This is a genomic window from Chryseobacterium sp. CH21, from assembly GCF_004119445.1.
Taxonomy (GTDB): Bacteria; Bacteroidota; Bacteroidia; order Flavobacteriales; family Weeksellaceae; genus Chryseobacterium.
Window position 1 is genome coordinate 1 of record NZ_QICI01000085.1, and the last position, 12,836, is coordinate 12,836.

Below are 12,836 nucleotides of genomic sequence, written 5' to 3' on the forward strand. Positions count from 1 at the left end.
ATATGTATTCTGATCCTTACTTCGAAGAACAAAGACCACGCAGTATAAAAAGTTTGTATCAAAAAGGAAATGTAATGACTTATTCATCATTTTCAAAAACGCTGGCACCCGGAATCCGTTTAGGCTGGCTGCATGCAGGGAAATTTTATATCAAATCAGAAAGAGCAAGATTTGTTTTAGGGCGGTCGGTTTCTCCCATTTATCAGGAGCTGGTTTTAAAACTGCTTCAGGGAAACAGTTATGAAAGACATCTTAGGACATTCCGGAAAAAACTCAATCAACAGGCTGTACAGGTATTGGATGCTTTAAGAAATTCGTTTCCGGAAGGCTCTTATTTTCACAAACCTCAGGGTGGTTACAGCATTTGGGGGCAGCTCCCTGAGCATACGGATATGGAAAAGTTCTATGAATATTGTGAAAAGCAACAGATTTTATTTACTCCGGGAGATACTTTTTCATTTACTAATAAGTATCACTATCATTTTCGGATTGTTTTTGCGGAACGTATTACCTCCGAAAGTTTTGTTTTATTAGAAAATGCAGGAAAGAAAATAAAAGAATTATTGTTTCAAACTATTAAGAATAATGAAGTTGTTAGGAATGATTAAGGAAAAACAAATGATTTTATAAGTAAAACTTTAAAAGTGAAACTATTTTGATTTTGTCGGTTCTTGTTGATTATTAATAGTTTATAAATGTAAGCTTATGCTCTAAATGCAATCTAAGTTATACGGCTGATTTTCTACAATAATTTGATTTTATTTTAAAAATTAAATTGAATGTAAGAAAGACTCAAAAAAAATGATTAAATCAACCATTTTTTTTCAACACAATTAGGCTGGAATCACCATAAAACCTATATTTGCAGCCTAAATTTTTAAATAAATGAAAGAACTAATTGAAAAAATCAACGCAGAATTTGAAGCGTTCACAACAGAAGCAAACCAACAAGCTGAAAAAGGAAACAAAGCAGCTGGTACAAGAGCTCGTAAAGCAGCTTTAGAACTAAGCAAATTGTTCAAAGATTTCAGAAAAGTTTCTGTAGAAGAAGCTAAGAAATAATTCAACTTTTAGCCGGCTTTTAAAGTCGGCTTTTTTTATCCACTGAATTTAAAATTCAAGTACCTTAAATATTCTTGGTTCCAGGGAGTTTTTTTACTGAAACTTAATTTTTAAAAGTTTAATACCATTTAATTGTATCAGACTTCTGTTTTCTTTACCCTTCTGAATATATATTGTTAATTAAAACTAATACAACAAATATCTAAAGAAGTCTTTTTTTCTTATATAGAACAAAATAATTAATGATATCTCTATAAAAGCGCTTTTGTAGGGTTAATTTTTCATCATCTCCCTAATTTCCTTTATCTTTAAAGCAATCAATAAATAGTATGAAGATAAATAGATTTTTTGCAGTACCTGTAGTAGTGCTGGCGGCCCAGTTTTCATGGGCTCAGGTAAAGGTTGACCCAAAAGAAAGGCTTAACCCTATCGTAAAAAGTTTTGTAGATGAAGTAAATAATAATTCCCAGCTGGAAATCCTTGCATCTGAGCTGCTTGACGGGATTGGTCCTCGCCTTGTAGGAACTCCTGAAATGCTGGCAGCCAACGAATGGAGTGCTAATAAACTTCGTTCATGGGGAGTAGATGCCAACCTTAAGCAATTTGGAACATGGAAAGGATGGCAGAGAGGTACTACTCATGTAGATATGACGTATCCACGTGTGAAATCTCTTTCTGCAACACAGCTTGCATGGAGCCCTGCTACCAAAAAAGCAATTGAAGCAGAAGTGATTACTCTTCCGAAAGTGTCTTCTAAAGCAGAATTTGATCAATGGCTTCCTTCTGCAAAAGGGAAAATAATACTGATGGCACAATATCAGAAAATAGGACGTTCTGATGAGCAGATCAAAGAATTTGCTACTCCGGAGCTGTATGAAAAACTTAAAGCAGAAAAAGAACAGGCTGCCAAAGACTTTGCTGCTTATATAAAGAACGTAGGATATGATAATAACAGTCTTCCGGAAGCGTTGGAGAAAGCAGGAGCGGCAGGAATTGCCATTTCAAACTGGACAGGAATCATGGGGGCTAACAGAATTTTTGGTGCGAAAACAACCAAAATTCCAATGATTGATATTGATGTGGAAGATTATGGAATGCTTTACAGAATGGCAGAAAAAGGGACTCAGCCTAAAATCAAAATTGATGCCCAGTCTAAAATACTTCCTGAAGCCAAAAGCTTTAATACGATCGGAATGATCAAAGGAAAAGAAAAACCGGACGAATATGTAATTCTTTCCGCTCACCTTGATTCGTGGGACGGAGCTCAGGGGGCAACAGATAATGGAACCGGAACCATTACTATGTTGGAAACGATGAGAATCCTGAAGAAATATTATCCTAATAACAAGAGAACTATCATAATCGGACTTTGGGGAAGTGAAGAGCAGGGGTTAAACGGGTCAAGAGGTTTTGTAGCAGATAATCCTCAGATTATTAAAGGAGTACAGGCTGCTTTTAATCAGGATAATGGAACCGGACGTGTTGTCAACATCAGCGGTCAGGGATTTGTAAAAGCTTATGATTATGTCGGAAGATGGCTTGACGGAGTTCCAAAAGCAGTAAGAAGCCACATTAAAACAGATTTCCCGGGAATGCCCGGAGGAGGAGGTTCTGATCATGCTTCATTTGTAGCAGCAGGAGTACCCGGAATTTCTTTAGGTTCTCTGAACTGGGGGTATTTCGGATATACATGGCATACAACAAAAGATACTTATGATAAGATTGTTTTTGATGAGGTGAAAAATAATGTGATTTTAACCGCAGCATTAGCTTATATGGCCTCTGAAGATCCTGAATTCAGCAACAGAGAAAAGAGGGTGATGCCTCAGGATGAAAAAGGAGAGATGGTAAAATGGCCGGAAGTAAAAGAACCAAGAAGAAGTTCTAAAGATTATAAATAAGAAATTTTATAATAAAATTTGATAAAAGGCTGCTCTAGAGAGCAGCCTTTTTGTCTTTCTGAGAAAGCAGTTCATGTATTTCTTTTACTTTGCTTTCTTTTACAATATACGTTTTACAGATTTTGTTATTCAAGTGCATACTAAAATTCATCTGGGTACCTGATTGGGTTCTGGTATCACTGGCTGGTGGATTGTAATCTGTTAAAACCGGACAAAGATTGGCCAGACACAAAATATTTCTTAGAAGTGATTTTACGAAACCAGGTTGATTACCATAATCATCGAGGATTTTAAGTTTAAAAACTTTCTTACCTAAAGTTGTTCCAAAGTACCATTCACAAAGTATTCCGGAAATAATTACACAAGGAATCGAAAGTACAATACCGAAAATGACAGGAAGATGAAATATCAATACAAAGACTAAAAAAAACGGAATCATGTCAATAATCTTAGCAAAAAGGCGCTCCGTTTCGTTATTTTTATGAACAGGGTTATAAGGGAGTTCATACTCGAATTCGTTATAAATTCTGTTACCCAATTCATCAAAGTATCGAGTAGGTCTATGAATAATTCTGTTTTCCTTAAGCTCGGAGATTTTCATTAATTTGTAATATCAGATAGGTCTGAAAACTTAAGAATTGATGGTTCATCAAGTGAATCAGAAAGTTTTCCGAATCCATATGTACAGAAAATAAAAGGCAATCCATTAGCCTTTGCGGAATCATAATCAGTTTGAGTATCACCAATATATACAGAATCTTCAGTGGATAGCTTATTCCTTTCCATGATGAGCTGTATATTTTCAGATTTTGGTTTTTGGGTTCGCCCGTGAGATTCAAAATCGACAAACATATCATGGAATTGATAATAGTCTAAAAAGGATTCAATATAACCATCCTGACAGTTACTTACAATAAAAAGAGAGTGGGTGCTGGCCAGACTCCTCAGGGTATTTTCAACACCATCATATAAAATCCCGCCCTGCAGGTGCAGTGTTTTATTTTCTTCGGCTACAATTTCAGAAAGAAGTTCCTGTGCCTGCAGATCTGAAATGCCAGGGATAATATCTTTTACAATATCATGAGCCAATAATCCCATATATTGATCCATATCTTCGGGTTTCAGTTCTCTTTGAATCAACTGGTGTCTGCCTAATACTTCATTCCATATTTTAATGATAGTGACTCTGGAATCCCATAAAGTTCCATCCAGATCAAAAATTAAGTTCTTTGTTTTCAAAATAATTAATTTGTAGTTTTTACTTTAATGTAAAAAATAGGGTTAAAAAATTACAAAATCATACTCAGTTGTACTCTTTTTCTTGCTTCATCTACTTCCGTTACCTTTACACGAACATGCTGGTGAAGTTTTACCACTTCATTCACGTCCGATACAAATCCGTCTTTCAGCTGAGAAATATGAACCAGTCCGCTTTCTTTGATTCCAAGATCCACGAAACATCCGAAAGCTGTAATATTATTGACGATTCCCGGAAGAATCATGCCTGCTTTCAGGTCTTTAATGCTTTTAACATTCGGATCGAATTCAAATACTTTTGCAGCTTTTCTTGGATCCAATCCAGGTTTTTCAAGTTCTTTTAAAATATCTTTGATTCCTAAAATTCCGATATCCCCCGTAATATAGCTTTCCGGTTTTACCATGGCTATTTTATCTTTGTTAGCGATCAGCTCATCGGTTTTAATACCTAAATCTTTGGCCATTTTCTCTACAATTCCGTAGGCTTCCGGATGTACAGCAGAATTATCCAGCGGATTTTTAGCATGGGCTATTCTTACAAATGCGGCTGCCTGCTGGAAGGCTTTTTCTCCAAGTCTTGGAACTTTTTTAAGCTGTTTTCTGTCTTCAAAAGCTCCGTTTTCAGCACGATAGTTGACAATGTTTTCAGCCATTTTTTCCCCGATCCCGGAAACGTAGCTTAATAATGATTTACTTGCTGTATTGAGGTTAATTCCTACAGAGTTTACGCATTTCATTACTGTAGAATCAAGTTCATTTTTTAATTGGGTCTGATCCACGTCATGCTGATATTGCCCTACACCAATAGATTTGGCATCAATTTTCACCAATTCTGCTAACGGGTCAGAAAGTCTTCTCCCGATAGAAACTGCCCCACGAACCGTTACATCATACGTCGGAAATTCTTCCCTTGCTATTTTACTTGCAGAATAAACTGATGCTCCCGCTTCCGACACGACGAAAACCTGCAAAGGTTTATCAAAAGCAATCTTTTTAATAAAAAACTCCGTTTCGCGGCTTGCCGTTCCGTTACCAATGGAAATGGCTTCAATATTATAAGCATTCACCATAGAACGGATCTTTTTCATGGCCATTCCGCTTTCATTCTGCGGAGCATGAGGGTAGAGAGTTTCGTTATGCAGTAAATCTCCTTTTTCATCCAGGCAAACTACTTTACATCCGCTTCGGTACCCCGGGTCTATTGCCAGAATCCTTTTCTCTCCTAAAGGGGGAGCTAGTAGAAGCTGGCTTAAGTTTTCAGAGAAAATTTCAATGGCTTTTTTATCTGCTTTTTCTTTGGCTTCCTGCAATGCTTCATTGGAAATAGCTGGCTCCAGAAGTCTTTTATAGCTGTCCTTTATGGCCAATGAAATTTGTTCTGAACTTTCATTATTAGATTTGATAATAGCCTTTTCAATGAAGTCAATGGCTTCTTCTTTGTCTATTCCTACATTTGTTTTTACAAAGCCTTCCGTTTCTGCCCTTAACATGGCCAAAAGTCTGTGGGAAGGAGTTCTGCTAAGACTTTCTTCCCATTCAAAATATTGAGAGAATTTCTGTGCGTCTTCTTCATCTTTTTTAGCCTTTACAACCTTTGAGGTAACCATTGCCTTGCGCTGAAAAAGTCTTCTGAGGTTCTTACGGACGTACATGTTTTCGTTGATCCATTCTGCCATGATGTCTCTAGCTCCCTGCAATGCTTCTTCTTCGGAAGCAACCTCATTGTTCAGATATTTTGAAGCCAAAAACTGAATGTCATTATTTTTCTGGCTCATAATGATCCTGGCTAAAGGTTCAAGTCCTTTTTCTTTCGCTGTATCAGCTTTAGTCTTCTTACGTTTTTTGAAAGGAAGATAAAGGTCTTCAAGCTCCTGGATATCAAAACTGTCTTCAATTCTTTGTTGAAGCTCAGGAGTCAGGGCATTCTGTTCTTCTATCGATTTTAAAATAGATTCTTTTCTCTTGACAATGTCTTCAAACTTCTTGCTGATCTTTGAGATCTGCTCGATCTGTATTTCATCAAGATTTCCGGTTTTATCTTTTCGGTAACGGGAAATAAAAGGAATGGTGCAGTCTTCTGCTAATAATTGTAAAGTATTGTTGATGCTCTTTTCAGAAATATTGAGCTGTTTTTGTATAAATTCTACGGTCGTCATTGTTCTGTTTTCGGATAGCTAAAATAGGGTTTTAAAACGAAAAAAGGCGAGTTGCCCCGCCTTGAATGTTTTCACAACGGAATAATCCTTATTGTGAATTGCTTTCAAAATTTATATGACAAATATAGAAGAAAAAATATTTAATATAATTATGGGAATCCGTAATTTGAATGCTTTTTTATTTATATTTTTATGTGGTATCAAAAACATAATAGCGATGACTAAAAATATATTGGGCTTAGATTTGGGTGTTTCATCAATCGGTTGGGCTTATATTCAGGAAGATTCTAAAAATTCCGAAAACAATAAAATTATCAAATTAGGCGTTCGTGTAAATCCGTTAACTGTTGATGAACAGTTGAACTTTGAAAAAGGAAAACCGATTACAACCAATGCTGGAAGAACTTTAGCCCGAAGTGCAAGACGAAATCTTCAAAGATTTAAATTAAGGAGATCAAATCTTATTGAGGTTTTAAAGACAAATATTATTCTCAAAGAAGCCGACTTACTGGCCGAGGTTGGTAAAAACTCAACATTTCAAACCCAGGAATTAAGAGCAAAGGCAGCAACAGAAAAAATTGAACTGTCTGAGCTGGCCAGAGTTTTGCTTTTAATTAACAAAAAAGAGGATATAAGAGTAGCCGTAAGGCTAAAAATGATGAAGAAGGACAGGTTGTGGACGGAATGGCTGTTGCCAAAAAGCTCTATGAAGAAAATGTAACCCCCGGAGAATATTCATATCAACTTTTAAAAGAAGGTAAAAAGCAACTCCCGGATTTTTACCGTTCAGATTTGCAGTCGGAGTTTGATAAAGTCTGGAATTTTCAAAAGCAATTTCACATCGAAATTTTTACCGAACAGCTTTACAAAGATTTGCAGGGAAAAAATAAAAATGCAACCTGGGTCATTTTGAAAGAACCTTTTTCTCTTGTTGGGATCAAACAAACAGGAACCGCCCAGGAAAAAAAGGTAGAAAAATACTTTTGGAGATATGAAGCGACAAAACAACAATTAGATTTTGAAAGTCTGGCGGTTGTTTTTCAGGAGATCAACAGCAGTCTGAATAATTCCAGTGGTTATTTAGGTGCAATAAGCGATCGAAGTAAAGAACTGTATTTTAATAATCAAACTGTTGGTGAATATTTATTTCAACAGTTAAAAGTGAATCCACACACAAGGCTTAAAAATCAGGTTTTCTACAGACAGGATTATTTAGATGAATTTGAAAAAATATGGGAGACACAATCGAAGTTTCATAAAGAATTAACTAAAGAATTAAAGGAAGAAATTCGTGATATTGTTATCTTTTATCAGAGAAAACTAAAATCACAGAAAGGATTAATCAGTATTTGTGAATTCGAAAACAGAGAAATTGAAATCACAGAAAACGGAAAGATTAAAAAGAAAACAGTTGGCTTAAAAGTAGCACCGAAATCTTCTCCTTTATTTCAGGAATTCAAAATCTGGCAGGTTCTAAATAATTTACAGTTTCAAAATGTAGATACAAAAGAAGTTTTTCCGATTGATTTAGATTTTAAGCAATCGATTTTTAATGAAGTCAATATTAAAGGAAAACTTTCCGCAAAAGATGTTTTGGATATTGCTGGTTATTCAGGCAAAGAATGGAAAACTAATTTCAAAGATATTGAAGGAAATTATACCAATGAAAATCTATATACTGCTTTTCTTAAAATTATAGCCAATGAAGAAATAGCATTTCCTAAAGAATTTAAATTAACTGTGGATGATGATATCAAAGTTTCCAAAATAAATGCTTCAGCAGAGAACATACAACTATTTGTTGAAGAAAAATTGTCAGAATTGGGAATTGACGCTTCTATTTTAGATTTTAATCCGGAATTGGAAGGAAATAATTTTGAAAAACAGGCTGCTTATCAGCTTTGGCATTTGCTGTATTCTTACGAAGGTGATGATTCTCCTTCCGGCAATGAGAAGCTGTATGAATTGTTGGAAAAGAAATTCGGATTCAAAAAAGAACATTCCAAGATATTGGCAGAAATTGGTTTTTCTCAGGATTATGGAAGTCTGAGTTCTAAAGCAATGCGAAAGATCTATCCCTATATTAAAGAGCATAAATACAGTGATGCTTGCAGCTATGCGGGTTACAATCATTCTAAATATTCACTCACCAAAGAACAACTTGAGAGTAGGATTTTAAAAGATCAATTGGATATTCTTCCCAAAAATTCTTTAAGAAACCCAGTGGTTGAAAAGATTTTGAATCAGATGATCAACCTGGTCAATGAACTGATTAAAGAATATGGAAGACCTCATGAAGTAAGAATTGAGTTGGCAAGAGAGCTTAAGTTTAGTGCAGAAGAACGTGCTAATATGACTTCTGAAATTAACAAGGCCACCTTACAACATCAGAAATACGCTGAAGTCTTACAACGTGAGTTTGGGATTAAAAGCCCATCAAGAAATGATATAATTCGTTACAAGTTATATTTGGAATTGGCAAATAACGGGTTTAAAGATTTGTACAACGATGTGAAAATTGAAAGAGAAAATTTATTTACTGATAAATACGATATAGATCACATCATTCCACAATCCCGATTCTTTGATGATAGTTTTTCAAATAAAGTTTTAGTTCCAAGAAGTGCTAACCTTAAAAAAGGAAACGCTACAGCTATAGATTTTATGGAAACTGAAGGAAAAGAAAAATTAGAGAAGTTTCTCAATATTATAAATGATCTGTACGATAAGGGAGCTATTTCCAAAGCAAAATATGAAAAGCTTCAGAAAGAAGGTTCTCAAATAGGAGATGGCTTTATTGAAAGAGATTTGCGAAACACACAATATATAGCCAAAAAATCGAAAGAAATACTTTTTGGTATTACAAATTCTGTTGTTTCTACTTCGGGAAGGATAACGGATAAACTTCGAGAGGATTGGAATCTTGTGAATACAATGAAGGAGCTTAATTTGGAAAAATACAGAAAATTGGGTCTTACAGAAACTATCATCAATTCAAAAGGAGAGGAGAAGCAAAGAATTATAGACTGGACGAAAAGAAACGACCATCGTCATCATGCAATGGATGCTTTAACGGTTGCTTTTACTACACATAATCATATTCAGTATCTGAATTATTTAAATGCAAGAAAAAATGAAGAACATAAAGAACATAAAATAATTGTAAATATTGAAAATAATATAACGGAAGTTATTGAAAAGAAAAAAGGTTCAAAGGAAAGAAGATTTAAAGAACCTGTCAAAAATTTTAGAGCAGAAGCCAGAAAACATTTGGATGAAATATTAATTTCTCATAAAGCTAAAAATAAAGTAGTTACCAAAAATATCAATAAAATCAAGAAAAAGGGTAGTCTGATTGCAAAAACAGAACTTACTCCGAGAGGACAACTTCATAAAGAAACGATTTATGGAAGTTCAAAATTTCTTAAAACCAAAAAAGAAAAAGTATCAGGGAAATTTGATTTTGAAACTATTCGTAAAGTTCAGAATGAGAAATATAGACACGCTCTACTGGAGAGATTGCACATGTTTGATGGGGATTCTAAAAAAGCATTTACGGGTAAAAATATAATCTCAAAAAATCCGGTATTTCTTGATGATGAGAAAAAAGAGCAATTACCTGAAAACGTAACGCTAAGTTGGTATGAAACAGGGTATACGACAAGAAAAGCTATTAATCCTGATAATTTTAAAGATTATAAAAATATTGAAAAGGTGCCCGATAAAGGAATTCGTGATATTTTAACTGAGAGGTTGAAAAGATTTAACGGAAATTCTAAAGAAGCCTTTTCTGATTTGGAAAAGAATCCTGTCTGGCTTAATGAATCTAAAGGTATTTCAATAAAAACGGTTACTATTACAGGAATTAATAATGCCGAAGCTTTACATTATAAAAAGGATCATTTAGGAAAAGAAATTTTAGATGAAAATGGTAAAAAGATAGCTGTTGATTTCGTGAGTACAGGAAATAATCATCATGTTGCTATTTATGAAGATGAAAATGGAAATTTACAGGAAAGAGTTGTAAGTTTTTATGAGGCCGTTGAAAGAGTAAACCAAAATTTACCTGTTATTGATAAAGAATATAATTCTGATTTAGGCTGGAAATTCTTATTTACAATGAAACAGAATGAAATGTTTTTATTTCCCTCAGAGGATTTTGATCCAAAAGAATTTGATTTATTTAATGAAAAGAATCTGAATCTGATTTCAAAAAATCTTTTCAGAGTACAGAAAATTGCAACAAAAGACTATTTTTTCAGACATCATTTAGAAACTACTGTTGAAGATAATTCTGCACTGAAAGGAGCTACTTGGAGAAGGGAAGGATTAAACGGTTTAAAGGGTATTTTTAAAATACGTTTGAATCATCTTGGGAAAATAGTTCAGTTAGGAGAATATTAAAAACTTTTAAGTATGATCACCCGCTCCATCTACATCGGCAATCCTGCATATCTCAAACTCAAAGATGAGCAGATGAAAATCCTCTGTCCGGATACCAAAACGGAGAAAGGGAGTGTTCCTGTGGAAGATTTGGGATTACTCATGCTGGATCATTATCAGATTACCATTTCGCACAATTTGATTCAGAAATGATGGGAAATAATGTGGTGGTCATTAGTTGTGATGCACATCATTTACCCCACGGAATTATGCTTCCGTTATATGGTCATACCGAACATTCCGACAGGGTAAAAGATCAGCTGGAAGCAAGTGAACCGCTGAAAAAACAGCTTTGGAAACAAACGGTGGAATGTAAAATTGAAAACCAGAAAAATGTTCTGATGAAACTGGGAAACTATTATGAGCCTATGATTCAATATCAAAAAAATGTACTGTCCGGAGATACAACCAATATGGAAGGTATTGCAGCTCAGCATTATTGGAAGTATCTAATCAGCCTGGATTTTTTAAGACAGCGTTTTGGAGATTCTCCCAATCAGTTTTTCAATTTCGGTTATGCTGTTCTCAGAAGTATTGTCGCAAGAGCCATCGTAGAAACCGGACTGTTGCCTGTTCTCGGTATTTTTCATAAAAATAAATACAATCCGTATTGCCTTGCCGATGATTTAATGGAGCCTTACCGTCCGTTTGTTGATTTACTGGTCATGCAATGGCTGAAAATACATCCGGATATAGACGAACTGACTAAAGAATTTAAGGCGCATATTCTACAGATTGCTACCAAAGATGTGAATATTGATAGTAAAATAAGACCGTTGCTCGTTGCTGTTAAAACAACGGCTTCGTCACTTTATAAATGTTATACAGGAGAAAAGCGGCTGATCTCTTATCCTCAACTGTTATGAATTCCGAAAGGTTTAATGCATACCGAATTATGTGGGTTTTAGTATTATATGATCTCCCGACTGAGACCAAAACTAATATGAAAGATGCGAACCGCTTTCGGAAAGCACTCATTGATGATGGTTTTACTTTGTTTCAGTTCTCTATGTATGTACGTCATTGTCCGAGCCGCGAAAATGCTGAAGTTCATATTAAAAGAGTGAAATTTATGCTTCCAAAGGCCGGGAAAGTTGCTATTATGTGCATTACGGATAAGCAATTTGGGGATATCGAAATCTTTTTTGCCAGAAATAAAGAAGAACCTCCTCCAACCTTTCAGCAGCTCGAATTATTCTAAATTGTAAATTCTAATTATAAAAATAATCTACTGATTTTCAGTAGATTATTTTTTGAGGCTGTGACTAATCACGAAGATAATAAATTTTGAAAGCAATTCACAACGGTAAAAGATATTGGTATATATTGTCTGATGCTGTGACTAATCACGAAGATAATAAATTTTGAAAGCAATTCACAACGATCAATATCACCCTCAACAACGCTACCATGCTGTGACTAATCACGAAGATAATAAATTTTGAAAGCAATTCACAACTCGCAAGGTAATTTGATTTTCTCCAGAGAAGCTGTGACTAATCACGAAGATAATAAATTTTGAAAGCAATTCACAACCATCACTACATTTAAGCAAAAGAATTTCTTGCTGTGACTAATCACGAAGATAATAAATTTTGAAAGCAATTCACAACATACATATCACTGACATATATTAATCCAATGCTGTGACTAATCACGAAGATAATAAATTTTGAAAGCAATTCACAACTTGCGATGATAGAGCTTTGGAAAAAGCATTGCTGTGACTAATCACGAAGATAATAAATTTTGAAAGCAATTCACAACGACAGAGGCAAAGTATCAATGAATATAAATGCTGTGACTAATCACGAAGATAATAAATTTTGAAAGCAATTCACAACTTGGGATGACAGAGCTTTGGAAAAAGCATTGCTGTGACTAATCACGAAGATAATAAATTTTGAAAGCAATTCACAACTGCGGATCTCAATAAAAAACCTCACTACGCTGTGACGAACACACGAAGATAATAAATTTGAAAGCAATTCACAACAATTCTTGGTGGTGCTATCAT

General features: G+C 34.7%; 7 protein-coding genes, 2 pseudogenes and 1 CRISPR repeat array. Of the genes and pseudogenes, 6 read left to right on the plus strand and 3 right to left on the minus strand.

Annotated elements, in window-relative coordinates:
* From BOQ62_RS17680 to BOQ62_RS17690, 3 genes are all read left to right on the plus strand, one after another.
* Nucleotides 1-608 (plus strand): aminotransferase class I/II-fold pyridoxal phosphate-dependent enzyme (locus BOQ62_RS17680; protein ID WP_129041578.1); only part of this gene is annotated, 608 nt, incomplete at its 5' end.
* Nucleotides 609-885: 277 nt separating this feature from the next.
* Complete coding sequence (locus BOQ62_RS17685) at nucleotides 886-1,062, plus strand: histone H1 (RefSeq protein ID WP_047377485.1); 177 nt, start codon at nucleotides 886-888, stop codon at nucleotides 1,060-1,062.
* Nucleotides 1,063-1,391: 329 nt separating this feature from the next.
* Nucleotides 1,392-2,963, plus strand: a complete 1,572-nt coding sequence (locus tag BOQ62_RS17690) for a M28 family peptidase (protein ID WP_129041580.1) — start codon at nucleotides 1,392-1,394, stop codon at nucleotides 2,961-2,963.
* A 34-nt stretch (nucleotides 2,964-2,997) separates the two neighbouring features.
* Here BOQ62_RS17690 and BOQ62_RS17695 read toward each other — a convergent pair whose 3' ends face one another.
* Genes BOQ62_RS17695 through BOQ62_RS17705 form a run of 3 tightly spaced genes read right to left on the minus strand, consistent with a single transcriptional unit; the run spans nucleotide 2,998 to nucleotide 6,376 of the window.
* Nucleotides 2,998-3,564, minus strand: a complete 567-nt coding sequence (locus BOQ62_RS17695) for an RDD family protein (RefSeq protein ID WP_129041582.1) — start codon at nucleotides 3,562-3,564, stop codon at nucleotides 2,998-3,000.
* On the minus strand, nucleotides 3,564-4,202 hold the full coding sequence (locus BOQ62_RS17700; RefSeq protein ID WP_164976786.1) for an HAD family hydrolase: 639 nt from the start codon (nucleotides 4,200-4,202) through the stop codon (nucleotides 3,564-3,566). The genes BOQ62_RS17695 and BOQ62_RS17700 overlap by 1 nt, the downstream gene beginning before the upstream one ends.
* A gap of 50 nt (nucleotides 4,203-4,252) precedes the next feature.
* Nucleotides 4,253-6,376, minus strand: coding sequence for a Tex family protein (locus tag BOQ62_RS17705; protein WP_129041586.1), 2,124 nt, complete (start codon nucleotides 6,374-6,376; stop codon nucleotides 4,253-4,255).
* 217 nt (nucleotides 6,377-6,593) lie between these two features.
* On the opposite strand from BOQ62_RS17705, the pseudogene cas9 reads away from it, so the two are divergent.
* From cas9 to cas2, 3 genes and pseudogenes are all read left to right on the plus strand, one after another.
* Nucleotides 6,594-10,780: pseudogene (gene cas9 / locus BOQ62_RS17710) on the plus strand (type II CRISPR RNA-guided endonuclease Cas9).
* A gap of 12 nt (nucleotides 10,781-10,792) precedes the next feature.
* Nucleotides 10,793-11,685 (plus strand): annotated as a pseudogene (gene cas1, locus BOQ62_RS17715) (type II CRISPR-associated endonuclease Cas1).
* Nucleotides 11,682-12,020, plus strand: coding sequence for a CRISPR-associated endonuclease Cas2 (gene cas2 / locus BOQ62_RS17720; RefSeq protein WP_129041588.1), 339 nt, complete (start codon nucleotides 11,682-11,684; stop codon nucleotides 12,018-12,020). Before cas1 ends, cas2 begins: the two are co-directional and overlap by 4 nt.
* Before the next feature lie 56 nt (nucleotides 12,021-12,076).
* A CRISPR array of direct repeats spans nucleotides 12,077-12,740; the repeat unit is 48 nt; unit sequence TGCTGTGACTAATCACGAAGATAATAAATTTTGAAAGCAATTCACAAC.
* Nucleotides 12,741-12,836: the final 96 nt, after the last annotated feature.

What these genes read in the sequence shown, in the direction of transcription:
- BOQ62_RS17685 (WP_047377485.1), top strand. Translation starts at nt 886, where the DNA reads ATGAAAGAACTAATTGAAAAAATCAACGCAGAATTTGAAGCGTTCACA.
- BOQ62_RS17690 (WP_129041580.1), top strand. Translation starts at nt 1,392, where the DNA reads ATGAAGATAAATAGATTTTTTGCAGTACCTGTAGTAGTGCTGGCGGCC.
- BOQ62_RS17695 (WP_129041582.1), bottom strand. Translation starts at nt 3,564, where the DNA reads ATGAAAATCTCCGAGCTTAAGGAAAACAGAATTATTCATAGACCTACT.
- BOQ62_RS17705 (WP_129041586.1), bottom strand. Translation starts at nt 6,376, where the DNA reads ATGACGACCGTAGAATTTATACAAAAACAGCTCAATATTTCTGAAAAG.
- cas2 (WP_129041588.1), top strand. Translation starts at nt 11,682, where the DNA reads ATGAATTCCGAAAGGTTTAATGCATACCGAATTATGTGGGTTTTAGTA.